Source organism: Micromonospora sp. NPDC051925 (assembly GCF_044548625.1).
Classification (GTDB): Bacteria; Actinomycetota; Actinomycetes; order Mycobacteriales; family Micromonosporaceae; genus Micromonospora.
Genome location: NZ_JBIUCH010000003.1, coordinates 191,096 through 217,608 on the forward strand (window position 1 = coordinate 191,096; position 26,513 = coordinate 217,608).

Below are 26,513 nucleotides of genomic sequence, written 5' to 3' on the forward strand. Positions count from 1 at the left end.
GGGCGTCGGCGGCTGCCTAGGATCGACCGATGACTGATACGGCGAGGACGGCCCGCGCCGGTGTTCCCGAGCGTCCCACCCTGGACGGCATCGAGGAACGCTGGGCGCACCGCTGGCAGGAGGAGGGCACGTACGCGTTCGACCGGGCGAAGGCGACCGTAGCGGGTCGTGAGCCGGCGGCGGAAGGCACGCGCCGGCACGGTCGGGGCGACGACGTGTACTCCATCGACACCCCGCCGCCGACCGTATCCGGCGAGCTGCACATGGGGCACGTCTTCTCGTACACGCACACCGACACGGTGGCCCGGTTCCAGCGGATGCGCGGCCGGAACGTCTTCTACCCGATGGGCTGGGACGACAACGGCCTGCCCACCGAACGCCGGGTGCAGAACGTGTACGGCGTGCGCTGCGACCCGTCCCTGCCGTACGACCCGGCGTGGCAGCCGCCCGGCGTCCCGGTCACCGAGGCCCGGCGCAGGGAGCCGACGCCGATCTCCCGGCGCAACTTCGTCGAGCTGTGCGGGCGGTTGACCGCCGACGACGAGCAGGTCTTCGAGGCGCTCTGGCGACGGCTCGGACTGTCGGTGGACTGGTCGCTGACGTACACCACGATCGGGCGGGCGGCGCGGGCCACGTCGCAGCGGATGTTCCTGCGCAACCTGGCCCGGGGTGAGGCGTACCAGGCGGAGGCGCCGACCCTCTGGGACGTCGGCTTCGGCACCGCCGTGGCCCAGGCGGAGCTGGAGGACCGGGAGCGCCCGGGGGCGTACCACCGGCTGCGGTTCGCCGGGCCGGACGGGCGGGAGGTGCTGATCGACACCACCCGGCCGGAGCTGCTGCCGGCCTGTGTGGCGCTGGTCTGCCACCCGGACGACGAGCGCTACGCCGACCTGGTGGGCGCGACGGTGCGTACCCCCGTCTTCGGGGTCGAGGTGCCGGTGCGCGCGCACCCGCTGGCGGACCCGGCGAAGGGCACCGGCGTCGCGATGGTCTGCACCTTCGGTGACCTGACCGACGTGACCTGGTGGCGGGACCTCGACCTGGAGACCCGGGTGGTGATCGGCCGGGACGGTCGGCTGCTGGCCGAGCCGCCGGCCGGCGTGCCGGCGGCGTCCTACGCGGCGCTGGCCGGGCAGGGCGTCAACGCCGCCCGGCGGGCCGTGGTGGAGCTGCTGCGCGACGCCGGTGACCTGGTCGGCGAGCCCCGCGAGATCACCCATCCGGTGAAGTTCTACGAGCGCGGCGACCGGCCGCTGGAGATCGTCTCGACCCGGCAGTGGTACCTGCGCAACGGGGGCCGGGACGCCGGGCTGCGGGCGGCGCTGCTGGCCCGGGGCGACGAGCTGCGCTGGGTGCCGGAGCACATGCGGCACCGCTACGCGCACTGGGTGGGTGGGCTGACCGGTGACTGGCTGGTCAGCCGGCAGCGCTTCTTCGGGGTGCCGGTGCCGGTGTGGTACCGGCTCGACGCCGTTGGCGAGCCGGACCGTGCCAACCCTCTCACACCGGACGAGTCGTCGCTGCCGATCGACCCGTCGAGCGAGCCGCCGCCCGGCTACGACGAGTCGCAGCGCGACGTGCCCGGCGGTTTCGTCGGCGACCCGGACGTGCTGGACACCTGGGCCACCTCGTCGCTGACCCCGCAGATCGTCGGCGGCTGGGAGACCGACCCGGCGCTGTTCGGCCGGGTCTTCCCGATGGACCTGCGCCCGCAGGGGCAGGAGATCATCCGGACCTGGCTCTTCGCCACCGTGGTCCGCGCCCACCTGGAGCACGGGGTGCTGCCCTGGCGGGACGCGGTGCTCTCCGGCTGGATCCTCGACCCGGACCGCAAGAAGATGTCCAAGTCGAAGGGGAACGTGGTCACCCCGATGGCGCTGCTCACGCAGCACGGTTCGGACGCGGTCCGCTACTGGGCGGCCAACGGCCGGCCCGGCATGGACCTGGCCTTCGACCCGGCGCAGATCAAGGTGGGTCGGCGGCTGGCCACCAAGCTGCTCAACGCGTCGAAGTTCGCGCTCGGGCTGGGTGCCGCCGACGCGCTGCGTACCCCGGCGACCACCCCGCTGGACACCGCCATGCTCGCCGAACTCTCCGCCGTGGTCGCCACCGCGACCACCGCCTTCGACGGGTACGACCACACGGCTGCGTTGCAGGCCACCGAGGCGTTCTTCTGGCGGTTCTGCGACGACTACATCGAGTTGGTGAAGGAACGCGCCTACGGCACCGGGCCGGCTGCCGACTCGGCCCGAGCGGCGCTGGCCACCGCGCTGTCGGTGCAGTTGCGGCTCTTCGCCCCGGTGCTGCCGTACGTGACCGAGGAGGTCTGGTCGTGGTGGCGGTACGGCTCGGTGCACCGGGCCACCTGGCCCACCACCCACGAGGTGGACCGGGCGATCACCGGCACCGGTGACCCGGCCCTGCTCCGGCTGGCCGGGGACGCCCTGGCCCAGGTCCGCCGGGCCAAGTCCGAGCGCAAACTGTCGATGCGGGCGGAGATCCCGCTGGCCGAGGCGCTGGGCCCCGCCGCCCTGCTCGACCAGCTCACCCTGATCGCCGACGACGTCCGCGCCGCCGGCCGGATCACCACCCTCGACCTGCTCCCCGACCGCACCCCCGAGCTGGTGATCGCCAGCGCCTTCTGACCGTCGGACCGGCCGGGCTGGCGGGTCGGCGGGTCGGCGGGTCGGTGCTAGATCGCCGATGTGGCGGTGTCCGGGCAGGCGGACACCGCCACATCTGCGCAACTGTGTCGATCATGCCCCTGCCCCTGCCCCGCCCGCCCGGTCGGGGCAGGGTGGGCGGGTGAGGCGGGCCGGGCCGGGTGGGGCGGGGTCAGCTGGTCTCGCCGGCGATGCTGTAGGAGCGGAGCCGGTCGATGGCGAGGATGGTGAAGCCGATACTGACCAGGGCGGTCAGCACCCCCGCGACCGGGACGGAGACGGTGGTGGACAGGAGCTCGGTGGGGGCCATCCGGTCGGCCAGGGCGATCACCCACTGCTGGATCGACAGCACCTTGGTACCACTGACGAAGTTGCCCAGCAGCCCCTCCCAGATCAGCACGTACACCAGACCGAGCAGCACCGGCCGCCGGGTGACCAGGCTGAGCGCCAGGAACAGCGCCGAGTACGCCAGCGCCCCGAGCGCCGAGGCGGCGGCGAGGGCCAGGCCGAGGCGTACCGAGTCGGCGAGCACGCCCGCGACGTAGAGCGGCACGGCGACGGTGGCCGCGCTGACCCCGGCGGCCACCGCGAGTTTCGGCAGCACGATCTGCCACCGCGGCAGCGGCTTGGTCAGGATGTGCACCACCGTGCCGTCGTCGATCTCCGCGCCCAGCACGCCGGTGCCGACGATGAGCGCCACCACCGGCAGCACCACGGCCAGGCCGAGGCCGACCAGCACCGGCGGCGCCCACTGGCCCGGGTCCACCCCGAGCGCCTGGCAGAGCACGGCCAGCAGCACCAGCACCGCCGGCAGCGGCAGCAGCATGAGGAACCGGCGGCGGCCGAAGAGCCCGCGCGCGGTGATCCAGGAAACGGTCGACATCAGGCCTCCACCAGGTAGGAGAAGACGCTCTCCAGGGACTCGTCCTCGGGGGTCAACTGTCGGACCCGGATGCGCTGGGCAAGCGCGATCTTCGGCAGCGCCCGGGTGAACGCGCCGTAGTCGCCGGCCCGTACGGTCAGGCCGGTCTTGTCCAGTTCGACGCCGCTGACCGACGGATCGGCCATCAGCGCCACGGCCAGCGCCCGGTCGTCGGTGGAGCGGACCGCGAAGACGTGCGGACGGTTGGTCATCAACCGGCGGATGGTCCGGAAGTCGCCGGAGGCGGCCAGCCGGCCGGCCACCATCACCTGCACCGTGCCGGAGACCTGCTCGACCTCCTCCAGGATGTGCGAGCTGAACAGGATGGTCCGCCCGGCGTCGCCGAGGGAGTGCAGCAGACCCATCATGTGCAGCCGTTGGCGCGGGTCCATCCCGTTGAACGGTTCGTCGAGCAGCAGCACCTGCGGGTCGTGCACCAGCGCGGCGGCCACCCGGGTGCGCTGCCGCATCCCCTTGGAGTACGTGCCGATCCGGCGGTCCTGCGCGTCGGTCATCTCGACCAGCTCGATCGCCCGGCGGGCTGCGGCCTCCGGGTCGGGCAGCCGGTGCAGCTTCGCGCTGGCCAGCACGAACTCGCGGGCGGTGAGGAAGGTGTGCACCGCCTCCCGCTCGCTGACCAGCCCGAGTCGGCGGTAGACGTCGGGGTTGCGCCAGGTCGATTCGCCGTCCAGGGTGAGCGTGCCCCGGGACGGGGCGAGGAAGCCGGCCATCATGTGCAGCAGGGTGGTCTTGCCGGCGCCGTTCGGGCCGAGCAGGCCGGTCACCCCGGAGCCGAGCCGCATGGTGACGTCGTTGACCGCCACCACGTTGCCGTACCAGCGGGAGACCCCGGCGAGGTCCAGGGTGCTGGTGGTGGCGGCCGGCGGGGCGACGGTGTCGAGTGTGGTCATCGGGCGGCCACCTTCCGGTATCGCAGCAGCAGCAGGGCGGTACAGGCGGCGACCAGCAGCACGGCGGCGACCGCGTAGACCGGGCCGAAGCTGCCGATCAGCGGGCCGGTCCCGGCGCCCGGGTACAACAGGTCACCCAGGGCCCAGGTGCCGACTCCCTCGACCAGGGTGGAGGGTGAGGCGAGCAGGGCCAGCTCGTTGACCGACCGGGACGGCAGGATCGACAGCACGCCGACGATCGGGGTGGTCATCAGGAAGACCGCCACGACCCCGCCGGCGGCGAAGGCACGCTTGCCGGTGAGCGAGGCGATCAGCAGCCCGATCGTGGCGAAGACCACCGCCCACAGCCCGGCGTAGAGCAGGGCGGGCAGCAGGTCCAGCAGCTCGTTCCAGACCCCGCGCATGCCGTCGGAGGTGGTGAAGGCCGCCCCCAGGAACATCACCAGCTGCGGCCCGCCCAGCAGCAGCCAGAGCGCGCTGACCAGGGACAGCAGCTTGGCCAGCGCGTAGTCGTCGCGCGGCAGCGGCCGGGAGAAGTACAGCGGGAGTACGCCGCTGCGCAGGTCCCGGGAGACCAACTCGGGGGCGGCCACCGCGACGAAGAAGATGACCAGCCAGCTCATCGCGTCGGCGAACTGGGCGTACGTCATCACCACCTCGCCGATCTGGCTGCGGACCGCGGTGAGGCCGGCGGCCACCACGGTCACGATGCCGACCACCAGCCAGGGGAAGATCTTCGCCTTGGCGCTGCGGCCCAGCCCGAAGACCGTCCGCAGGCTGTGCAGGTAGAGCGCGCCGAAGACGTGCCGGCGACCCAACCGGGGGCCGGTGTAGCGCTGGTAGCCGATGTCGTGGATGACGCCGGTCGGCTCAGGCATTGCTGGGCTCCCTCGGGGCGAAGAGTTCGGCCACCCGGTGCCGACGCTGGTCCAGCCGGTGCAGCGGCAGGTCCAGCTCGGCGACCGCGCCGAGGATCAGGTCGTAGGTGCGCTCGTCGACGAGCGGGACGAGCAGCAGCCGGCCGTCCTGGGTCACCGGGAGGTCGAGCGCGGCGAGTCGGCCGGCCAACTGGTCGGTGCCCTCGCTGACCTCGACGGCGAGCACGTCGGTGGCCGAGGTCATCGCGTCGATCCGGTCGGCGCGCAGCAGCCGGCCACCGTCGATGGCCACCAACGTGTCGCAGATCCGCTCCACCTCGCCCAGCAGGTGCGAGCAGACCAGGACGGAGATGCCGAACTCGGTGCCGATCCGGTGGACCAGCGCGAGCATGGCGTCCCGGCCGGCCGGGTCGAGGCCGTTGGTGGGCTCGTCGAGCAGCAGCAGGTCCGGGTCGTGCACCAGAGCCTGGGCGAGCTTGACCCGCTGCTTCATTCCGGTGGAGTAGCCGCCGACAGGCCGGTACCGCTCCTCGTAGAGGCCGACGTGGCGCAGCGTCTCGGAGGCGCGCTCGCGGGCCACCGTACGGGGCAGGCCACTCATCCGGCCGAGGTGGGTGACGAGTTCGGCGGCGGAGAGGTCGGGCGGGAGCGCCTCGTGTTCCGGCATGTAGCCGACCCGGGCGCGGACCGCCGCGGGGTCGGTGGTGGGGTCGAGGTCGAGCACGGAGACCCGTCCGCTGGTCGGCGGGAGCAGGCCCAGCAGGATCTTGATCAGGGTCGACTTGCCGGCGCCGTTCGCGCCGACCAGACCGATGATCCCCGGCTCGACCGCGACGGTCAGGTCGGCCAACGCGGTGACCCGGCCTCCATACGTCTTGGTCAGCGACTCGGTCGCGATCAGTGTCACGTCCGCCAGCCTAGGGAGCCGGCACCCCGGCCGGTATCGGGAATCGCCCGGGGACTTCCCCTAGGTCGGAGGCGGGACGCGGGCCTGGTGCCGGCCCGCGTCCCGCCGGCTTCAGCTCCGGGCGATCACCTCGTTCTTGGCCAGACTCTCGGTCCGCTGGCCGATGAGGGTACGCAACTGGGCCGCGTCGGAGTCGACGGCGGCGGCGTCCGCCCCCTCGACCTCCTTCAGCACCGCGCTGATCGCGGTGAGGGACTCCGCCGCCTTCCCACTGCCGAAGACCTGCTGGTAAAGCTCCCGGTAGGCGTCCTCGTAGGTCGCCTTGAATGCGTCGCTGGCGAGGAAGCGCTCCTTGAGCTTGTGGCCCATCATCATTCCGCCACGCCGGCCACCCTCGTTGTCACCGCCGCGGGCGTTCGGCCCGCCCGGCTGACCAGGCTGCTGCCCAGCCTGCTGACCGCCCTGCTGCCCACCTTGCTGACCAGGCTGCTGCCCGCCCTGCTGACCAGGCTGCTGGCTGGCCTGCTGACCGGTCCCGCCCGGCGCGGCCTGGCCCGGGGCCGCGCCGTTCGTACCGGCGGCACCGTTCGCACCGGCGGCACCATTCGCACCGGCTGCGCCGGGGCCGCCCCGGCCCATGCCGAACCCACCGCTTTCGTGCGGGCCCTGGCTGGCGTTGCCGCTGAAGGTCAGGTTGTGGTCCCAGCTGATCACGCTGAACTTCTTCGTCTCCAGGTCGTACCAGAGGTAGTAGTTCTTCCCCGGGCCGGCCATGTCGTCGAAGTTGAGCAGCAGGTTCTGCAACGCGACGTACCGGGCGAAGGACTCCACGTCGACCTTGTCGGCGAGGTGCGCGTCGAACTCCTTGTCGCTGGCCGAGTTCACCCACCGAATCAAGTTGATCACCGGTTGCAGGTCCTGACTGCCCTTCATGGTGATCTGCTTGAAGTCGTCGACGTACTCGGTGGGATCGTCGCCCTGGTCGGTGAAGCTGCCGCTAGCCAGCGACTTGTAGAGCACCCCGGTGCCGTCCATCTGATCGGCGAAGTGCTCGTCCGGGTGCTCGACCAGCAGTCGGGCGGTGGTGGGCCGGTCGTTGACGCTGAACGAGGAGTACGCGTACCGCTGCGCGGCCTGGCCCGTGGCGTCGAGCAGCGACAGCGACAGGGCCTCGTTGAGCACCGTCGAACCGCCGCCCATGCCGCCCACCCGGACGGCCACCTCCCGGTGACCCTGATAGCGCCGGCCGTCGGCGAACTCGTCGAAGCTGATCAGCCACGGCAACGTCTCCGGCTCCTCGGCCTTCAACGCTGCCATGGCCATCCCTCCGGGAAACTGACCGCCACCGGGCTGCTGACCACCCTGCTGCTGACCGCCCTGCTGACCGCCGGGGGCAGCACCGCCCGGAAACCCACCCTCCGGAAAACCACCCTCCGGAAAGCCCTCGGGGAGCTCCATGCCTTCCGGCAGCCCCTCAGGTGGTCCACCCGGGAACCCGCCGCCCTCTCGCGGCCCGCCCTCGCCGTTCCTGCCCCCGAAGCCGCGCGTCTCGCCCTTCCAGCTGAGCTGGCCCAGGGTGGAGTTGCCCTTCAGCCGGATGCCCACGCTGGGGATCGTGGTCCCGTCGACGGTCAGGTCGGCCTCGACGTACTCCTTCTCGCCCTCCTTCCAGTAGGTGTCGAGCATCCGCTCGTAGTCCGTGTCCCGGAAGGTCAGCGAGATCTCGTGCGGTCGACTGGCGTCGAAGAGGTCGACGGTGCCGGCGACGTTCACGGTCACCACGTCGCTGTTGGTGTCCCCGGTGCTGGTGACGTACGGACGAATCCGCTCCGTCCCCAGCACCAGGGTCAGCACGGCGAGGAAGGCCGCGCAGGTGGTGAGCAGCTTCCAGTTCTGCCGGACCCGGACCGGCAGCCGGCGGCGCAGCCGGCGCGGCAGCACGGACCGGGTACGCAGGGGCTGCGTCATCACAGGTCCGTCTGGTCGTAGCCGGTGAGCACGGTCACCCGCTGGCCGGAGGTCCGCTCGCTGAGCGCCGAGATCAGGTCGCCCGGCTCGCCGCCCTTCTTCAACCGGACCGTGTACATCAGCTCGGTGAGCGCACCGGCCCGGATCGTCTCCATGCTGACCAGCTCGAACTCGGTGGTGTGCCGGACCAGCACGTCCTGGATGTCAGCGGTGTGGTTGCCGCCGGCCGGAACCTGGACCTTGACGACCTGCCGCTGCACGTTGAGCGCAAACCAGTTGAACCGGTACATCACCACGATGATCAGGCTGATCGCCACGGCGGCGGCGATGGCCAGGCTGTAGAACCGGGTGCCGCAGGCCATCCCGACGCCCATCACCAGGAAGATGAAGCCGACGTCGCGGGTTTCCTTGATGGCGTTACGGAACCGCACCACCGACAACGCGCCGACCAGGGCGAAGGCTCGGGCGATGTTCGAGCCCACCACCAGCATGATCAACGAGATCAGCATGCCCAGGATGATCAGCGTCTGGACGTACGACTGGCTGTACGACACGTTGCGGTGGGTGGCCCGGTAGATCCAGCCGATCATGGCGCTGAGCAGGAAGGACAACGACAGCGTGAGGGCGATGTCGCCCGTGCTGAAGGTGCCGGACAGGTCCTGGAACGTGATGTCCATCGGGGTTCAGGCCTCGTTTCTCGGGGTGGGGGCCACCAGGTCGGCGGCGGGGTCGGCGTCCTGGACGTGGAAGATCGAGCGCGGTACGCGGCCGAACGCCTCGACGCTCTGGCAGTACTTCGAGACCCGCACCACCGACAGTTCGGCCCGGCCGGCCAGGTCGGTGAGCCAGTACGGGACACGTTCGTTCGCCTTGACCTCGACGATCGATTTCGAGGCCGGAATGATCAGGCGGTTCTCGGCGTCCGCGCCGAGGTGGAAGTCGCGGTCCCGGCCACGTACCCGGTGGTCGAGGGTGACCCGCAGACCCACGTCGGCCTCCTGGCCGACGAACGCCTCGCGCTGGTAGCCGGTCATCGCCACCGGGCGCAGGTCGAGGCCGGAGACGAGCTCCAGCACCTCCTCGACGAAACCGCGCTGGGAGGGGTCGTGTTCGATCATGACGCGCTCGTCGCAGAGCTGGCGGGCCACCCGGTAGGGCACCGCGATCCGGCGCTTCTGGGTGACCCGGTTGACCCGCTGCTTGATCTCGACGTGCACGGTGCCGTCGTCGGTCACGCCCGACCGGTCGCCGTAGTGACGCACGCGCAGCTTGCGGCGGAACTTCAGCCCTTCGATCTTCTCCCAGTAGAACCGCAGGTCGGTGGTGTCGTAGTAGACGCTCCAGACGCCGTATCCGCCATCACCGCCGTGCGCGTCGAGCATCATCCGGGCAGCGAGTTCGGCCCGCAACGCCGGCACCTTCGTCGTCTCGACCAGGTACTTGATCTCGTACCGGTTGAACGCGTGCAGCTTGCTCGGCGCCCGCAGGGCGTGGCCGGCGTGGTCGGCGTCGCCGGGCGGGGTCGACGACTCGGGATGCCCGCTGGCGGAGGGCTCGGGGACGGTGGGCGGATCGGATCTGGAGGTCCGGCGAGGGAACCGTAGTCGCATGCGGTGGGCACTTTCTCGTCGCGAAAGGGTCGCAGGCATAAAAGGTGACCAGACCGGAAACACTGTATGAACTAGCTATGAATGAGCTATGGATTGCGGATGGCCAACGGCGGGTGGGGGCTTCGTCACGCCCGCCGGCCGGTCGACCGGGCGACCGGGCGGAGTCTCGCGGCGTACGGGCCGGTTGACGGGTCTCGCCGTGGCGTTCGGCGTCCCGTCGCTGGTCCCGGCCGACTTGCGCCACCCGCCGACCGGTCGGTACGCCGCACCGTTGATCCACTTCCGGGCCGGAGTGGAGTGGCGCTCTCGACCGATCGCCGGCCGGCTGAGAAACTGTGAGCCGGCCAGCGAGTGAGGGGTACGGATGAGCAACGGTTCAGTGCTGCCCGAGGACGTGCTGCGGGATGCGCCCGCGTACGCGCCGCGCCCCGGTGAGCTGGCCGATCTGGAGCTGCTGCTGAGCGGGGCGTACACCCCGCTGACCGGCTTCATGACCCGCGCCGACCTGGCCTCGTTGCAGCGTCGGGGTCGATTGGCCGACGGCACCTCCTGGCCGGTCCCGGTGGCCCTCCAGGTTCCCACCTCGGTCGCCGACGGCCTGGACCCGGCCGACCCGGCCCGCCGGACACTGGTGCTCACCGACGGCGAGGGCGCCCCGGTGGCCGCGCTGGAGGTGACCGACATCTGGCCCGCCCGCGACGGTGTGGCCGGGCTGGGTGGTCCGGTCCGCCGGCTCGGCGACGGCGGGCACGGTCCGTTCCAGCGGCTGCGCCGCGGCCCGGACGAGGTACGCCCGTTGCTCCCCCCGGGCCGGGTGCTCGGGGTGATCGCCGACCGGCCGCTGCACCGGCCACAGTTGGCCCAGATCGCGCACGCGGCCCGTACCCTCGGTGCCCATCTGCTGGTGATGATCCCGGTCGGCGAGGACGGCGCGGGTGGGCTGCCTACCGAGGCCCTGGTCCGCAGCGTCTTCGCCGCCCGGGACCGGATGCCCCCGGCGACCCTGGTCGCCGTGCCGCTGCCCCGTCGCTCCGACGAGATCAGCGACGCCCTGCTGCGCGCCCGGATCTCCGCCGCCTACGGGGTGACCCACCTGCTCTCCACCGGCGGCATGCTCTCCGGCGCCGGGCTTCGGGTGCTGGTCCCCCGCGAGCTGGCCTACGACAACCGGGACGGCCAGTGGCGCTGGCGGGACGACATCCCGCCGCGCAACCGCAAGCTGGCACTGAGCGAGGCGGAGATCGACGACCTACTCGACCGGGGCTTCCCGCTGCCCGAGTGGCACACCCCGCCGGCGGTGGCCAAGGAACTCAGTCGGGCCCGCCCACCGCGCCGGCACCGGGGGCTGGTGGTCTTCCTGACCGGGCTCTCCGGCTCCGGCAAGTCGACCATCGCCCGGGGCCTGGCCGATCTGCTCCGGGAGCAGGGCGAGCGCACGATCACCCTGCTCGACGGGGACGTGGTGCGCCGGGAACTGTCGGCCGGGTTGACCTTCAGCCGGGCCGACCGGGACGCCAACGTACGCCGGATCGGCTGGGTGGCGGCCGAGATCGCCCGGCACCGGGGGGTGGGCATCTGCTGCCCGATCGCCCCGTACGCCCAGGCTCGGGCCGCCGTCCGGGAGATGGCCCGAGCGGCCGGGGCGGGCTTCCTGCTGGTGCACGTGGCCACCCCGTTGGAGGTCTGTGAGCAGCGGGACCGCAAGGGCCTGTACGCCCGCGCCCGCGCCGGCCTGCTCACCGGGATGACCGGCATCGACGACCCGTACGAGGCGCCGACCGATGCCGACCTGGTGGTCGACACCACCGACCAGAGCATCGACGAGGCGGTGCAGGCGGTGATGAACCACCTGAACGAGACCGGCTGGGTGGAGCAGCGGCTGCCGTCCGCCTGACCCTGGGGTCCACTTCCGCCGCTGCCTGCTGCGCGCTAGTGTTCAAACTTGTTGGAACACGTTCGAGTGCGTGCAGGTGCGGGGGCCCGGGAGGTGCGGCGGATGCTGGCGCGGCAGCGACAGGCGACCATCCTCGACCGGGTCCGGACCGCCGGTGGCGTACGGGTCACCGAGCTGGCCACCGAGTTCGGCGTCTCCGACATGACCATCCGGCGTGACCTGGACACGCTGCACGACCAGGGTCTGCTGGCCAAGGTGCACGGCGGAGCCACCGCCACCGGCCCCGGTTCGACCGACGAACCAGGCTTCCACGCCAAGTCCGTACGGCAGTCCGCCGAGAAGGCCGCCATCGCCGGACACGCCGCCGAACTGGTCCGGCCGGGTGCCGCGATCGCCCTTTCCGCCGGCACCACCACCGCCGAGCTGGCCCGTCGGCTGGTCGACGTGCCGGGGCTCACCGTGGTGACCAACTCGCTGCCGGTGGCGGAGATCCTGCACACCGCCGGCCGGCCCGACCAGACCGTGGTGCTGACCGGCGGGGTACGCACCCCGTCCGACGCGCTGGTCGGCCCGCTGGCCGTGGAGGCGATCCGCTCGCTCCACCTGGACCTGCTCTTCCTCGGCGTCCACGGGATCACCGAACGGGCCGGTTTCACCACCCCCAACCTGATGGAGGCGGAGACCGACCGGGCCCTGGTGGAGGCCGCCGACCGGCTGGTCGTCCTCGCCGACCACACCAAGTGGGGCACCGTGGGCATCTCCTCCATCGTCGGCCTGGGCGCCGCCGACGTGCTGGTCAGCGACGACCGGTTGGCACCCGTTGCGCGCCGGGTGATCGACGAGAAAGTGGGCGAGTTGGTGATCGTGACAGGCACGGGCCGGGCGACAAAGCAGGAGACGACGCGGTGAAGCGTACGCCGATCGAGCTGGCCGACGGCCGCGAGCTGATCTACTTCGACGAGCGGGACGACGCCGTCCGGGACCAGCCGGACCAGCGGGAACTGCCCCCGCCCCCGCCGGCCTCCCAACTCCGGTACGACCCGCTCACCGACGAGTGGGTGGCGGTGGCGGTGCACCGGCAGACCCGCACCTTCCTCCCGCCGGCCGACCAGTGCCCGCTCTGCCCGTCCCGGGGCGAGCGGCACAGCGAGATCCCCGCGCCCGACTACGACGTGGCGGTCTTCGAGAACCGGTTCCCCTCGCTGAGCCAGCGGATCGCCGACGAGCCGGCCGAGATCACCCCGTTCACCCCGGTCCGCCCCGGTCAGGGCCGCTGCGAGGTGGTCTGCTTCACCGACGACCACAACGCCTCCTTCGCCAGCCTCTCCCCCCGCCGGGTCCGGCTGGTGCTGGACGCGCTGGCCGACCGGACCACGGCGGTGGGCGCGCTGCCCGGCGTGGAGCAGGTGTTCTGCTTCGAGAACCGGGGGGTGGAGATCGGGGTGACCCTGCACCACCCGCACGGCCAGATCTACGCGTACCCGTTCGTCACGCCGCGTACCCGGTCGCTGCTGGCGGCGGCCCGCCGGCACGCGGACCGCACCGGCGGGGGGAACCTCTACGCCGACGTGCTCGCCGCCGAGCGGGACGCCGGCGACCGGGTGGTCGCCGCCAACGGACACTGGACGGCGTACGTCCCGGCGGCGGCCCGCTGGCCTTTCGAGGTGCACGTCGCGCCGCACCGGCCGGTGCCGGACATCCCCGCGCTCGACGACGCCGAGCGGGACGCCTTCGGCCCGCTCTACCTGGACGTGCTGCGCCGCTTCGACGGGCTGTTCGACCTGCCCATGCCGTACATCTCGGCCTGGCACCAGGCACCGGTACGGATCGACCGGGAACTGGGCCACCTGCACCTTCAGCTGTTCACCGTCCGGCGGGCGAAGGACAAGCTGAAGTACCTGGCCGGCTCCGAGTCGGGCATGGGGGTCTTCATCAACGACATCGCCCCCGAGCGCGCCGCCGAACTCCTGCGCGCCGCCGCCTGAGCCGGACCACCACCGAACTCCTGCGCACCACCCGCGCCGGGCCACCACCGAACTCCTGCGCACCGCCTGCGCCGGGCGTCCGCCGCCGGGCCGGGCATCCCTGGAGACAGGACGCGGGGGGCCCGGGACTGGGCCCCCCGCGGGGAAGGGACGGCTGGCTGTACTCGACAGCCGGGAAGGCTGGCCGATCGGCGCTGGTGCCGTGCGGCGACCGACGTCAACCTTCCTGGACGCGACTGGCACCACGTCCACCCAGCTCAACGATCTGTTTCCGGGCCGGTGACGCCTCCGTCACCCGGACGGGTGGCACCCCCGGGCGGGGCCCTGTGCCGGCCCGGGACGGCCCACCCGGGACGCGTGTCATCCCCGGCACGACGGAACCCGGCGGCAGTCCGCCGACGCGTGCCATCCCCGAGCACGCCGGAACCCGCCGGCAGTCCGCCGACGGGTTCCGTGGGGTGCGGGTGAGAGGTCAGGCGCCGAGCTTGCGCGCCAGGTTCTCGTCGAGCGCGTTCATGAACTCGTCGGTGGTCAGCCACGGGGCGTCCCGCGAGATGAGCAGCGAAAGGTCCTTGGTCATCTGGCCGGCCTCGACGGTGTCGACGATGACCTGCTCCAGGGTGTCGGCGAACTCGGTGACCGCCGGGGTGCCGTCCAGCTTGCCCCGGTGGGCCAGGCCCCGGGTCCAGGCGTAGATCGAGGCGATCGGGTTGGTCGAGGTCTTCTCGCCCTTCTGGTACTGCCGGTAGTGCCGGGTGACCGTGCCGTGCGCGGCCTCCGCCTCGACGGTACGACCGTCCGGGGAGAGCAGCACGGAGGTCATCAGGCCGAGCGAGCCGAAGCCCTGCGCGACGGTGTCGGACTGCACGTCACCGTCGTAGTTCTTGCAGGCCCAGACGTAGCCGCCCTCCCACTTGAGCGCGGCGGCGACCATGTCGTCGATGAGCCGGTGCTCGTAGGTGATGCCGGCGGCGGCGAACTCGGCGGCGAACTCGTTCTCGAACACCTCGGCGAAGAGGTCCTTGAACCGACCGTCGTACGCCTTGAGGATGGTGTTCTTGGTGGACAGGTAGACCGGGTAGTTGCGGTCCAGGCCGTACCGGAACGAGGCACGGGCGAAGTCCCGGATCGACTCGTCGTAGTTGTACATGCCCATCGCGATGCCGCCGCCGGGGAAGTTGGCGACCTCCATCTCCATCGGGGCGCCACCGTCGGCCGGGGTGTAGGTGATGGTCACCGTGCCCGGTCCGGGTACCACGAAGTCGGTGGCCTTGTACTGGTCACCGTGGGCGTGCCGGCCGATGATGATCGGCTTGGTCCAGCCGGGCACCAGCCGGGGCACGTTGGACATGATGATCGGCTCGCGGAAGACGACGCCGCCGAGAATGTTGCGGATGGTGCCGTTCGGCGACCGCCACATCTTCTTGAGGCCGAACTCCTCCACCCGGGCCTCGTCCGGGGTGATGGTCGCGCACTTGACGCCGACGCCGTGCTCCTTGATGGCGTTGGCGGCGTCGACGGTCACCTGGTCGTCGGTGGCGTCCCGGTGCTGGATCGACAGGTCGTAGTAGTGCAGGTCGACGTCGAGGTAGGGCAGGATCAGCTGCTCCCGGATCTGCTTCCAGATGATCCGGGTCATCTCGTCGCCGTCGAGCTCCACGACCGGGTTGTTTACCTTGATCTTCGCCATCGGCCGGCGCTCCTCTCGGGGGACACGTGCTCTAGCAGTACGAGCGTACTGGAAACCGGTCGGCGATCCCCAGCCGGCCTCGGTCGGCCACCTCCAACTGCCCCAGCCGCCCAGAAAATCACCACCCAACGCCCAGAATCCCCCACCCCCCACCCCGCACCCGCCCCGTCAGGTTGATCAATAGGTTTGCGTCATCTGCCACGCCGCGGGTGACATAAACTTCTTGATCAACCTGGCGGGGCGGGGCAGGTGGGGCAGGTGGGGGTATGCGAAGGGGCACGGCGGCGGGTGCCGGCGTGCCCCTTCGCGGGTCGTTCAGGTCACATGCTGGCGACGTCGGCCTGCTTGGCGCGGACGGCCTCGGCGGCCTCCTTGAGGCTGGCCAACTCGTCGGCGTCCAGGTCGGTCTCGACGACCCGCTTGACGCCCTCGGCGCCGATCTCGGCCTCGACGCCCAGGTAGACGCCGGAGATGCCGAACTCGCCGTCGACCCAGGCGCAGACCGGCATGACCGCGCCGGAGTCCTCGGCCACGGCCCTGGCCATCCGGGCGGCGGCAGCCGACGGGGCGTAGTACGCCGAACCGGTCTTGAGCAGCGCGACGACCTCGGCACCGCCGTTGCGGGTCTTGACGACCAGCTCCTCGATCTGCTCGGCCGGCATCGCGTCACGCAGCGGCTTGCCGTTGACGGTGCTCTTGGACGGCACCGGGACCATCGTGTCGCCGTGCGAGCCGAGGGTCAGCGTCTTCACCGACTTCACCGGTACCTCGAGGGCCTCGGCGACGAAGTTGGTGAACCGGGCGGTGTCCAGCATGCCGGCCTGGCCGAGCACCCGGTTCTTGGGGAACTGGGTGGCGAGCTGGGCCAGCGCGGTCATCTCGTCGAGCGGGTTGGACACCACGATGACGACGGCGTTCGGGGCGTACTTGGCGACGTTCTCGGCCACCTGCCGCACGATCTTGGCGTTGGTCTCCAGCAGGTCCATCCGGCTCATGCCCGGCTTGCGGGGCAGACCGGCGGTGATCACGACGACGTCCGAGCCCTCGATGGCCTCGTAGCCCTCGCCGTTGGGGCCGGTGGTGGCACCGACGACCTTGGTCTCGAAGCCCTCGACCGCGCGGGACTGGTTGAGGTCCAGCGCGAGGCCCGCCGGCTTGCCCTCCACGATGTCGGTGATCACGACGGTGTCGAAGACGTCGTACTCGGCCAGGCGCTGTGCGGTGGTGGAGCCGTAGAAGCCAGCCCCGACGACAGTGACCTTCTTACCCATGGTCGTCCCACTCCCCTGCTACCAGTCGGTTTTCCTGACCGTAACAGTCATCCCGGCATCGTCCGGGCCAGGGGCGGCGACCAGCCCTGGGATGGGGCCAACGTCACCACCGCCCGTTTCCGGCGGGCGGCTACGCGAGATCCGGCGGGCGGGTCAGCCGCGCTCGGCGCGTTCGACGACGTTGGTGAGCAGCATGGCCCGGGTCATCGGCCCGACGCCGCCCGGCATCGGCACCAGCCGACCGGCGACCTGCGCCACCTCCGGGTCCACGTCGCCGGTGTAGCGGCCCTTGCCGTCCTCGCCGATCACCCGGGTGATGCCGACGTCCACCACGGTGGTGCCCGGGGTGACCATGTCGGCGGTGAGCAGGCCGGGCACCCCGGCAGCGACGATGACGATGTCGGCGGCCCGGGTGTGCGAGGCGAGGTCCAGGGTGCCGGTGTGGCAGAGGGTGACGGTGGCGTTCTCGCTGCGCCGGTTGAGCAGCAGGCCGAGCGGGCGGCCGACGGTGTTGCCCCGGCCGACGAGAGCGACGTTGGCCCCGCGCAGCGGCACGTCGTGCCGGCGGAGCAGCTCGACGATGCCACGCGGGGTGCAGGGCAGCGGGCCGTCGTAGCCGAGCACGAGCCGGCCCAGGTTCACCGGGTGCAGACCGTCGGCGTCCTTGCCGGGGTCGATCATCTCCAGGGCCCGCTGGGTGTCCAGGTGGGCCGGGAGCGGCAGCTGGACGATGTAGCCGTGGCAGCCCGGGTCGGCGTTCAGCTCGGCGAGCACGTCGTCGAGCTGCTGCTGGCTGGCGTCGGCCGGCAGCTCCCGGCGGATCGAGGCGATGCCCACCTCGGCGCAGTCGCGGTGCTTGCCGTTGACGTACGCCTCCGAGCCGGGGTCCGCGCCGACCAGGACGGTACCCAGGCCGGGGGTGACACCTCGCTCGGCCAACGCCTTGACCCGTACCCGCAGCTCGTCCTTGATCTCGGCTGCGGTCGCCTTGCCGTCCAGGATGATCGCCGTCACGACCAGATCGTCTCATGGCCGGCGAACGGTGGGCCGGCGACGGGGATCCGTGACGATCCGTGACGTGCTGTTAGTCACTCTGAGTGATCAGGTGTGGATCGCACCACTCGCCCCGACGGACGGTCGCGCAGTCCCGGCCGCAGACCGGACGCGGGGCACACAACACCCCGGGGTGGCCGACCTTGGGACGGCAACCCCGGCAGAACCGCCGCCGCACCACCAATGAGCAGCATACCTTCTTGCATCCCATTACCAGGTGAGCCCATCGACAACAAGACCGTGGCGGGTGACCCGTTACCCGTTCGCAACCCTCCCGTTGTCGACGGGCCTCCCTCGACCTACCGTTGCCGAACGTTGCGCAGAGTCACCCAGCGCCGGGTCCGGCTGCGCTACGTGATGGAGATGAGGAGACCCCATGCGTGTGCGCAGGCTTGCCGCCTGGACCGCCCTCCCGCTCGCGGTGACCCTGGGCCTGGCGGCCTGCGGCTCGGGCGGCGGCAGCGGGACCGGGCAGTCCGACCCCAACGCGGCCGTGCGGATCGAGATCGCCGAGCCGCAGCACCTGGTGCCGACCAACACCAACGAGACGAGTGGTTCGCAGGTGCTCGCCGCCCTGTTCAGCCCGCTGGTCGACTACGACGAGGCCAACAAGCCGTACGAGGTGGCCGCCGACTCGGTCACGTCGTCCGACAACAAGGTCTGGACGATCACGCTCAAGGACGGCTACACCTTCCACAACGGCGAGAAGGTCACCGCCGACAACTACCTCGACGCCTGGAACTACGGCGCGTACGCCCCCAACGGGCAGAACTCCAGCTACTTCTTCGAGAAGATCGCCGGGTACGCCGACCTCCAGGGTGAGCAGCCGGCCGCGGAGCGGCTGTCGGGGCTGAAGAAGGTCGACGACCTGACCTTCACGGTCACCCTGACCGAGCCGTACAGCGAGTTCAAGTCGATGCTCGGTTACACCGCCTTCTACCCGCTGCCGAAGGCCGCGTTCTCCGGTCCGGGGGCGCTGGCCGAGGGCTACGAGCAGGCTCCGATCGGGCAGGGCCCGTTCAGGATGAAGGGCTCCTGGCAGCACGACGCCAAGGTCGAGGTGGAGAAGTACGACGCCTTCCCCGGCGAGCAGCCGAAGGTGGGCGGCGTCGAGTTCCGGATCTACCAGCAGCCGACCGCCGCGTACGCGGACGTGCTGTCGGACAACCTCGACGTGATCAAGACGATTCCGACCGAGAACCTGTCCACCGCCGCCACCGACCTCGGTGACCGCTTCCAGCAGAGCCCCGCCTCGTCGCTCCAGGTGCTGGCCTTCCCGACCTCCCAGAAGGAGTACAGCGACCCCGAGGTCCGCAAGGCCATCTCGATGGCGATCGACCGGGACGAGATCACCAAGTCGATCTTCAAGGACTCGCAGCAGCCGGCCCGCTCGTTCGTCTCGCCGGTGGTCGCGGGCTACCGGGAGAACACCATCGGCGCAGCCGGTGAGTTCGACCCGGCCAAGGCGAAGTCGATGTACGAGGCCGCGGGCGGCCCGAAGAAGATCGAACTGTCGTACAACGGCGACGGCGGCCACAAGGACTGGATCGACGCGACCTGCAACCAGCTCAAGGCCAACCTGGGCGTGGAGTGCGTCGGCACCGCCGAGCCCAAGTTCGCCGACCTGCTGACCAAGGTCAAGGCGGAGCAGCCGGTGGGCCTGTTCCGGATGGGTTGGGTGATGGACTACCCGTCCATGGAGAACTACCTCGGCCCGCTGTACAGCACGAACGGGTCCTCGAACTACTACGGCTACAGCAACCCCGAGTTCGACAAGCTGCTGGCCGAGGGCGCGAAGGCGCCGAACGAGGAAGCGGCGATCGAGAAGTACCAGGCGGCGGAGGACCTGCTGGCGAAGGACATGCCGGTGATCCCGCTGCGCTACGGCCAGAACAACTTCGGGCACTCGACCAAGGTGAAGAACGTCCAGATGGACCTCTTCGACCGGATCGACCTGCTGAAGATCGAGGCCGTCAGCTAGGCACGCGCGCAGGGCGGGTCGGGTCATCGGTGGACGGTGGCCCGACCCGCCTCGCATTAGGCCGTTTTCGGCAAGACTGCACAGTATGTTCCGCTTCGTTCTGCGGCGTCTGCTCCAGATGGTCCTCGCCTTCTTCGGGACCACGCTGATCGTGTACGCCCTGATGTTCGCCGGCCAGGGTGACCCGATCCAGGCGCTGGCCGGCGAACGGCCGGTGACCGCGGCCCAGCGGGCGTACCTGACCGAGAAGTTCCACCTCGACCGGACCGGGGTCGGTGGATTCTTCTACCGTTACCTCGACTACCTCAAGAACCTGCTCCAGGGCGACCTCGGCCAGTCGCTGACCGGCCGGTCGATCGCGGACGTCCTCGCCGCCGCCTGGCCGGTCACCGTCAAGCTGGCCCTGATCGCGATGGCCGTGACGATCCTGTTCGGGGTCACCGCCGGGGTGCTCGCCGGCATCCGCCGGGCCGGCATCTTCGACAACGCCACGCTGGTGCTGACCCTGCTGGTGCTGGGCATCCCCACCATCGTGCTGGCCCCGCTCGCCCAGTACCTGCTCGGCGTCCGGTGGCCGATCTTCCCAGCCACCGCGGGCGCCGACCCGGACCTGTTCGCCCTGCTGCTGCCCGGCATCGTGCTCGGTTCGCTCTCGCTGGCCACCGCGCTGCGGCTGACCCGTACCTCGGTCGCCGAGAACCTGCGCGCCGACTACGTCCGCACCGCCCGCTCGAAGGGCCTGGTCCGACGGCGGATCATCAGCGTGCACGTGCTGCGCAACTCGCTCATCCCCGTGATCACCTTCCTCGGCGTCGAGCTGGGCAACATGATGAGCGGCGCGATCATCACCGAGGGCGTGTTCAACATCCCCGGGGTGGGCTTCAACCTGTTCCGCGGCATCCGCACCGAGGACGGCCCGCTCGTGGTGGGCATCGTCAGCGTGCTCGTCGTGGTCTACCTCGTCGCCAACCTGGTGGTGGACGTCCTGTACGCCGTACTCGATCCGAGGATCCGCTATGAGTGAGCGCAGCGAGGTGCCGGCATGAGCGACTTCGAGACGGTGGCGGCGACGGAGAACCAGGCCGCGCGGCGGGGCGTCTCCGGGGAGCCCGGGACGCCCAACCAGGTGGGCGTCCCGCAGAAGCCCCGCAGCCTGGCCGGTGACGCCTGGCGCGACCTGCGCCGCAAGCCGGTCTTCTGGGTCAGCCTGGTACTGGTCGTGCTGGTCGCCGCGATGGCCGCCGTGCCGTCGCTGTTCACCGCGAACGACCCGCGCGACTGTGTGCTCTCCCGCCAGCACGCCGCCGCGTCCGGCGGGGCCATCTTCGGGTACGACTTCCAGGGCTGCGACACGTACGCCCGCGCGGTCTACGGGGCCCGCGCCTCGCTGCTGGTCGGCGCGCTCTCCGCGCTGGGAACCGGCGTCATCGCGCTGGTGGTCGGGATGGTCGCCGGCTACTTCGGCCGCTGGGTCGACGCGGTGCTCTCCCGGGTGATCGACATCGTGCTCGGCATCCCGCTGCTGCTCGCCGCGATCGTGCTGCTCAAGCGGGTCAGCACCAGCAGCGACACCGTCCGGCTGTTCGCGGTGATCTTCGTGTTGGCGGTGCTCGGCTGGACCACCGCCGCCCGGGTGGTCCGCTCCTCGGTGATCACCGCCAAGGAGCAGGACTACGTCGCCGCCGCCCGGATGCTCGGCGCGGGCGACGGCCGGATCATGTGGCGACACATCCTGCCCAACGCGCTCGCTCCGGCGATCGTGGTGCTGACCATCGCGCTCGGTTCGTTCATCGCCGCCGAGGCGACGCTGAGCTTCCTCGGCATCGGCCTGAAGGCCCCGACCATCTCCTGGGGCATCGAGATCGACGCCGGGCGGGTGCACATGCGCGAGTCGGCGACCCCGCTGGTCGTCCCGTCCGTCTTCCTCGCCCTGACCGTGCTCGCCTTCATCATGCTGGGCGACGCGATCCGCGACGCCTTCGACCCGAAGCTCCGGTGAGGTCCCCCCTATGCGAGCGCGAGGAGTGAGCGCAGCGAGCCCCGCAGTCGCGAGCGAACAGCCAGCACCGCGAGCGCGAGGAGTGAGCGCAGCGAGCCCCACAGTCGCGAACGAAAGACCAGCACCGCGAGCGCGAGGAGTGAGCGCAGCGAGCCCCGCAATCGCGAACGAAAGGCAGATCCGGTGACCGAGTACGCGGTCCGGCCCACGCCGGCCTCACCCGCCCCGCCCGGCGGTCACCTGCTGGAGGTACGGGATCTGTACGTCGAGTTCCGCACCGGCGAGGGGGTGGCCAAGGTGATCAACGGAGTCTCGTACCACCTGGACCCGGGCGAGACGCTGGCCGTGCTCGGCGAGTCCGGCTCCGGCAAGTCGGTCACCGCCCAGGCGATCATGGGCATCCTGGACACCCCACCGGCGGTGATCCGTTCCGGCCAGATCCGCTACCAGGGCCGCGACCTGCTCACGATGCCCGAGGAGCAGCGCCGGCAGGTGCGCGGCAAGGAGATCGCCATCATCTTCCAGGACGCGTTGTCGGCGTTGAACCCGGTCTTCCCGGTCGGCTGGCAGATCGGCGAGACGCTGCGGCAACGGGACCGGATGTCCCGCGCCGACGCCCGCCGGCGGACCGTCGAGCTGATGGACCTGGTGAAGATCCCCGGGGCGGCGGGGCGGCTCGGGGACTACCCGCACCAGTTCTCCGGCGGCATGCGGCAACGCGTGATGATCGCGATGGCGCTGGCGATGAACCCGAAGGTGCTGATCGCCGACGAGCCGACCACCGCCCTCGACGTCACCGTGCAGGCCCAGATCATGGACCTGCTGGCCGGACTGCGCCGCGACCTCGACATGGCCATGATCCTGATCACCCACGACCTCGGGGTGGTGGCTGGCGTCGCGGACCGGATCGCGGTCATGTACGCCGGCCGGATCGTCGAACACGCCGACGTCCGCCCGCTGTACCGTGCGCCGGCCCACCCGTACACCAAGGGGTTGTTGGCCTCGATTCCGCGCCTGGACGTGCGCGGCCGGGAGCTGTCGACGATCCGGGGACTGCCGCCGAACCTGATGCGGATCCCCACCGGCTGCCCGTTCCACCCCCGGTGCCCGTACGCGCAGCAGGTCTGCGTGGACGTGGTGCCGGACGACCTGGTCCTCGCCGACGGCCGGACCAGCGCGTGCCACTTCGCGCAGGAGGTCCACGATGACCGCGCCCGCTAGCCCGGCCAAGGTCCGGGGCGAGACCATCCTCACCGTCGACGACCTGGTCAAGCACTTTCCGATCACCCGGGGCGTGGTCTTCCGGCGGCAGATCGGTGCGGTGCGGGCCGTCGACGGGGTCAGCTTCGCGCTGCGCCGGGGCGAGACGCTCGGCATCGTCGGCGAGTCTGGCTGCGGCAAGTCCACCCTCGCCCGGTTGCTGATGCGACTGGAGACGCCGACCTCCGGCCGGGCCACCCTGGAGGGCCGGGACCTCCTGTCCGCCTCCGGGGGTGAGCTGCGCCGGCTGCGCCGCAACATGCAGATGGTGATGCAGGACCCGTACACCTCGCTGAACCCGCGGATGACGGTCGGCGACATCATCGGCGAGCCGTTCGACATCCACCCGGACGCCGCACCGAAGGGCAGCAAACGCGGCCGGGTGCAGGAGTTGCTGGACGTGGTCGGGCTGAATCCCGAGCACGTCAACCGGTACCCGCACCAGTTCTCCGGCGGCCAGCGGCAGCGCATCGGCATCGCCCGCGCGCTCGCCCTGCGTCCCGAGGTGATCGTCTGCGACGAGCCGGTCTCCGCCCTGGACGTCTCGATCCAGGCACAGGTGATCAACCTGCTGGGGCAGCTCCAGGACGAGTTCGGGCTGTCGTACATCTTCATCGCGCACGACCTGTCGGTGGTCCGGCACATCTCGGACCGGGTCGCGGTGATGTACCTGGGTCGGATCGTGGAGATCGGCACCGAGGAGGAGATCTACGAGCGACCGACCCACCCGTACACCCAGGCGCTGCTCTCGGCGGTGCCGGTGCCCGACCCGGACGCCCGCGACGACGCCAGCATCATCCGGCTGACCGGCGACGTGCCCAGCCCGGCCGACCCGCCGTCCGGCTGCCACTTCCGCACCCGCTGCTGGAAGGCCGAGGATCTCTGCGCCCGCGAGGACCCGCCGACCGTCCCCCGACCCGCCGACCCCCACCCCAGCGCCTGCCACTTCGCCGCGCTCCGCCCCCCACCCACCGCACCACCGCCCGACTCGTCGCCACCCACCGCGCCACCACCCGGCTCCCCTTGATCGTCTACGTCTGACCGACTCGACACGCCGGGACGAGTGCCGCTCAGCCGTGGACGATCAAGGGGAGGGTGGGGCGGGGTGGGTGGGGCCGGTCCTGGCCGCTCCGCTACACGAAGCGGCTCCAATCGGGAGGAAGTAGGTCTACTTCCGAGTTAGTGGAAGAAGTGGCGGGTGGCGGTGAGGTACATGGTCACGCCGGCCTGCTTGCAGGCGGCGATGGTGTCCTCGTCGCGGATGGAACCGCCGGGCTGGACGATCGCCTTCACCCCGGCGTCGATGAGGATCTGGGGACCGTCGGCGAACGGGAAGAAGGCGTCCGAGGCGGCGACCGACCCCCGGGCCCGGTCGGCACCGGCCCGGCTGACCGCCAGCCGGGCCGAGTCGACCCGGTTGACCTGGCCCATCCCGACGCCGACCGAGGCACCGTCCTTGGCCAGCAGGATCGCGTTGCTCTTCACCGCGCGGACCGCCCGCCAGGCCAGCGCCAGGTCCCGCAGGGTGGCCTCGTCGGCCGCCTCGCCGGTGGCCAGTCGCCAGTTCGCCGGGTCGTCGCCCTCGGCGTCGATCCGATCCCGCTGCTGCACCAGGATGCCGCCGGTGACCTGCCGCCACTCGGCCGGCAGCGGCTGGAAGGCCGGGGCGCGCAGCAGTCGGATGTTCTTCTTGCCCTGGAGGATCTCCGCCGCGCCGGGCTCGAACTCCGGTGCCACCAGCACCTCGGTGAAGATCTCCGCGACCTGCCCGGCCAGCTCGACGGAGACCGGCCGGTTGACGGCGATGACCCCACCGAAGGCGGAGACCGGGTCGCAGGCGTGCGCCTTGCGGTGGGCCTCGGCCACGTCAGCGCCGACGGCGATGCCGCACGGGTTGGCGTGCTTGATGATCGCCACGGCGGGCTGGTCGGGGAAGTCGTTCGCGGCCCGCCAGGCGGCGTCCGCGTCGACGTAGTTGTTGTAGGACATCTCCTTGCCGTGCAGCTGCTCGGCCTGGGCCAATCCGGCCGGGCTGCTCGGGTCGGCGTAGACGGCGGCGCCCTGGTGCGGGTTCTCGCCGTAGCGCAACGTCGCCTGCCGGCGCAGGGCCAGCCCGGCGAAGTCCGGCCAGCCGTCGGCGGCCGGGGCGAGCGAGGTGGCGAACCAGTCGGCGACCGCCACGTCGTACTCGGCGATGTCGGCGAAGGCGCGGGCGGCGAGCGCCCGGCGCTGGGCCAGCGTGAACCCGCCCTCGACAAGCGCGGCGACCAGCGCCGGGTACGCGGCCGGGTCGGTCACCACAGCGACCGAGGCGTGGTTCTTGGCGGCGGCCCGGACCATCGCCGGCCCGCCGATGTCGATCTGCTCGACGCACTCGTCCGGCGACGCGCCGGAGGCGACGGTGGCCTGGAACGGGTACAGGTTGGAGACCAGGACGTCGATCCCGGCGATGCCGTGCGAGTCGAGCTGGGCGACGTGGGACTCCTTGCGCAGATCGGCAAGGAGACCGCCGTGGATCTTGGGATGCAGGGTCTTCACCCGGCCGTCGAGGATCTCGGGGAAGCCGGTCACCTGCTCGACCGGGGTCACCGGCACGCCCGCGCCGGAGATCGTCGACGCGGTGGAACCGGTCGAGACGATCTCCACCCCGGCCTCGTGCAACGCGCGGGCCAGCTCGACCAGACCGCTCTTGTCGTAGACGCTGACCAGCGCCCGCCTGATCGGACGGCGGGAGTCCTGCGGGGCACTCACGGAACCGTGACCTTTCTTCCGGTGATCGTCCAACCTGCACGGACCAGGCGACCGACCTGCTCGACGAGCTGGCGGCGCTCGGCTTCCTTGATGCGCTCGGTGAGCGTCTCCTCGTCGTCGTCGTCGCGGACCGGCACGGCGACCTGCGCGACGATCGGGCCGGTGTCCATCCCGGCGTCGACGAAGAAGAGGGTGGCTCCGGTGATCTTGACGCCGTAGGCGAGCGCGTCGCGGGGGCCATGGATGCCGGGGAACGCCGGCAGCAGGGTGTTGTGCGTGTTCAGGTAGCGGTCGCCGAAGGCGGCCAGGAACTGCGGCCCGACCAGCTTCAGGAAGCCGGCGGAGATGACCAGGTCGGGCCGGTGCTCGGCGACGTGCGCGGTGAGCGCCTTGTCCCAGTCGGCGCGGGTGGGGTGGTCCTTCACCCGGTCGACGAAGGTCGGCACCCCGGCAGCGGCGGCCCGGTCCAGCCCGACGATGCCGTCCCGGTCGGCGCCGACGGCCACCACCCGGGCCCCGTAGCCGGGGTCGGCGGCGGCGTCCAGCAGCGCCTGGAGGTTGCTGCCGGAGCCGGAGACGAGGACGACGAGACGGGCGACGGACGCGGGCTCGGGCACGCGGCCACCCTATCGGGCAGGTCAGGACGCCCATCCTTCGGGCAGCGACGTTTCGGCTGAGCACTCGTGTCGCCCGGACACGATACGCTGCCGGTCGCCCGGTGGCCGGGCCATGCCCGCCACCGCACCCTTCACAGACTGATCAGGTACGGA

21 protein-coding genes are annotated in these 26,513 nt (G+C 71.1%); 9 read left to right on the forward strand and 12 right to left on the reverse strand.

Going from position 1 to position 26,513, the window contains the following annotated elements:
* Positions 1-29: 29 nt before the first annotated feature.
* The gene (gene valS, locus ACIG87_RS05500) at positions 30-2,645 is read left to right on the forward strand and encodes a valine--tRNA ligase (RefSeq protein ID WP_396848472.1); all 2,616 of its coding nucleotides are present in this window, start codon (positions 30-32) and stop codon (positions 2,643-2,645) included.
* A 190-nt stretch (positions 2,646-2,835) separates the two neighbouring features.
* Here the strand turns inward: valS and ACIG87_RS05505 are convergent, their stop codons facing one another.
* The 7 genes from ACIG87_RS05505 to ACIG87_RS05535 all read right to left on the reverse strand — a co-directional run bounded on the left by ACIG87_RS05505 (position 2,836) and on the right by ACIG87_RS05535 (position 9,859).
* Positions 2,836-3,546, reverse strand: coding sequence for an ABC transporter permease (locus tag ACIG87_RS05505; protein ID WP_396848474.1), 711 nt, complete (start codon positions 3,544-3,546; stop codon positions 2,836-2,838).
* Complete coding sequence (locus tag ACIG87_RS05510; protein WP_396848475.1) at positions 3,546-4,496, reverse strand: ABC transporter ATP-binding protein; 951 nt, start codon at positions 4,494-4,496, stop codon at positions 3,546-3,548. Before ACIG87_RS05510 ends, ACIG87_RS05505 begins: the two co-directional genes overlap by 1 nt.
* On the reverse strand, positions 4,493-5,374 hold the full coding sequence (locus tag ACIG87_RS05515; protein ID WP_396848476.1) for an ABC transporter permease: 882 nt from the start codon (positions 5,372-5,374) through the stop codon (positions 4,493-4,495). Before ACIG87_RS05515 ends, ACIG87_RS05510 begins: the two co-directional genes overlap by 4 nt.
* Complete coding sequence (locus ACIG87_RS05520) at positions 5,367-6,281, reverse strand: ABC transporter ATP-binding protein (protein WP_396848477.1); 915 nt, start codon at positions 6,279-6,281, stop codon at positions 5,367-5,369. Before ACIG87_RS05520 ends, ACIG87_RS05515 begins: the two co-directional genes overlap by 8 nt.
* Positions 6,282-6,392: 111 nt before the next feature.
* Positions 6,393-8,249, reverse strand: a complete 1,857-nt coding sequence (locus ACIG87_RS05525) for a CotH kinase family protein (RefSeq protein WP_396848479.1) — start codon at positions 8,247-8,249, stop codon at positions 6,393-6,395.
* Positions 8,249-8,926 (reverse strand): DUF4956 domain-containing protein, encoded by a 678-nt coding sequence (locus tag ACIG87_RS05530; protein ID WP_396848480.1) that lies wholly within the window; start codon positions 8,924-8,926, stop codon positions 8,249-8,251. Before ACIG87_RS05530 ends, ACIG87_RS05525 begins: the two co-directional genes overlap by 1 nt.
* Before the next feature lie 6 nt (positions 8,927-8,932).
* Positions 8,933-9,859 (reverse strand): polyphosphate polymerase domain-containing protein, encoded by a 927-nt coding sequence (locus tag ACIG87_RS05535; RefSeq protein ID WP_396848481.1) that lies wholly within the window; start codon positions 9,857-9,859, stop codon positions 8,933-8,935.
* Between the two features lie 364 nt (positions 9,860-10,223).
* Here ACIG87_RS05535 and cysC point away from each other — a divergent pair, with 364 nt between their 5' ends.
* The 3 genes from cysC (at position 10,224) to galT (ending at position 13,738) form a co-directional block, all read left to right on the forward strand.
* Entirely contained in the window at positions 10,224-11,753 is a 1,530-nt protein-coding gene (gene cysC / locus ACIG87_RS05540; RefSeq protein ID WP_396848483.1) for an adenylyl-sulfate kinase, read from the forward strand.
* Positions 11,754-11,855: 102 nt separating this feature from the next.
* Complete coding sequence (locus ACIG87_RS05545) at positions 11,856-12,662, forward strand: DeoR/GlpR family DNA-binding transcription regulator (protein WP_396848484.1); 807 nt, start codon at positions 11,856-11,858, stop codon at positions 12,660-12,662.
* Positions 12,659-13,738 carry a galactose-1-phosphate uridylyltransferase gene (galT, locus tag ACIG87_RS05550; protein ID WP_396848486.1) on the forward strand — a complete coding sequence of 360 codons (1,080 nt, stop codon included), beginning with the start codon at positions 12,659-12,661 and terminating at the stop codon, positions 13,736-13,738. Before ACIG87_RS05545 ends, galT begins: the two co-directional genes overlap by 4 nt.
* A 472-nt stretch (positions 13,739-14,210) precedes the next feature.
* Here the strand turns inward: galT and ACIG87_RS05555 are convergent, their stop codons facing one another.
* The 3 genes from ACIG87_RS05555 to ACIG87_RS05565 all read right to left on the reverse strand — a co-directional run bounded on the left by ACIG87_RS05555 (position 14,211) and on the right by ACIG87_RS05565 (position 17,713).
* The gene (locus tag ACIG87_RS05555; protein WP_396848487.1) at positions 14,211-15,428 is read right to left on the reverse strand and encodes an NADP-dependent isocitrate dehydrogenase; all 1,218 of its coding nucleotides are present in this window, start codon (positions 15,426-15,428) and stop codon (positions 14,211-14,213) included.
* Positions 15,429-15,748: 320 nt separating this feature from the next.
* Positions 15,749-16,699 carry a malate dehydrogenase gene (locus tag ACIG87_RS05560; protein ID WP_396848488.1) on the reverse strand — a complete coding sequence of 317 codons (951 nt, stop codon included), beginning with the start codon at positions 16,697-16,699 and terminating at the stop codon, positions 15,749-15,751.
* A gap of 153 nt (positions 16,700-16,852) precedes the next feature.
* Positions 16,853-17,713 carry a bifunctional methylenetetrahydrofolate dehydrogenase/methenyltetrahydrofolate cyclohydrolase gene (locus tag ACIG87_RS05565; protein ID WP_396848490.1) on the reverse strand — a complete coding sequence of 287 codons (861 nt, stop codon included), beginning with the start codon at positions 17,711-17,713 and terminating at the stop codon, positions 16,853-16,855.
* Positions 17,714-18,128: 415 nt separating this feature from the next.
* Between ACIG87_RS05565 and ACIG87_RS05570 the strand changes: the two genes are divergently transcribed.
* The 5 genes from ACIG87_RS05570 to ACIG87_RS05590 all read left to right on the forward strand — a co-directional run bounded on the left by ACIG87_RS05570 (position 18,129) and on the right by ACIG87_RS05590 (position 24,019).
* On the forward strand, positions 18,129-19,733 hold the full coding sequence (locus ACIG87_RS05570; protein ID WP_396848492.1) for an ABC transporter substrate-binding protein: 1,605 nt from the start codon (positions 18,129-18,131) through the stop codon (positions 19,731-19,733).
* Between the two features lie 85 nt (positions 19,734-19,818).
* Positions 19,819-20,757 (forward strand): ABC transporter permease, encoded by a 939-nt coding sequence (locus tag ACIG87_RS05575; RefSeq protein ID WP_396848493.1) that lies wholly within the window; start codon positions 19,819-19,821, stop codon positions 20,755-20,757.
* A gap of 18 nt (positions 20,758-20,775) precedes the next feature.
* Positions 20,776-21,732, forward strand: a complete 957-nt coding sequence (locus tag ACIG87_RS05580; RefSeq protein ID WP_396848495.1) for an ABC transporter permease — start codon at positions 20,776-20,778, stop codon at positions 21,730-21,732.
* A gap of 183 nt (positions 21,733-21,915) precedes the next feature.
* Positions 21,916-22,953 carry an ABC transporter ATP-binding protein gene (locus ACIG87_RS05585; protein ID WP_396848497.1) on the forward strand — a complete coding sequence of 346 codons (1,038 nt, stop codon included), beginning with the start codon at positions 21,916-21,918 and terminating at the stop codon, positions 22,951-22,953.
* Positions 22,937-24,019, forward strand: coding sequence for an ABC transporter ATP-binding protein (locus tag ACIG87_RS05590; RefSeq protein WP_396848499.1), 1,083 nt, complete (start codon positions 22,937-22,939; stop codon positions 24,017-24,019). The genes ACIG87_RS05585 and ACIG87_RS05590 overlap by 17 nt, the downstream gene beginning before the upstream one ends.
* Before the next feature lie 152 nt (positions 24,020-24,171).
* Here the strand turns inward: ACIG87_RS05590 and purH are convergent, their stop codons facing one another.
* Complete coding sequence (gene purH / locus ACIG87_RS05595) at positions 24,172-25,743, reverse strand: bifunctional phosphoribosylaminoimidazolecarboxamide formyltransferase/IMP cyclohydrolase (RefSeq protein WP_396848501.1); 1,572 nt, start codon at positions 25,741-25,743, stop codon at positions 24,172-24,174.
* Positions 25,740-26,360, reverse strand: coding sequence for a phosphoribosylglycinamide formyltransferase (gene purN / locus ACIG87_RS05600; protein WP_396848502.1), 621 nt, complete (start codon positions 26,358-26,360; stop codon positions 25,740-25,742). The genes purH and purN overlap by 4 nt, the downstream gene beginning before the upstream one ends.
* Positions 26,361-26,513 lie beyond the last annotated feature (153 nt).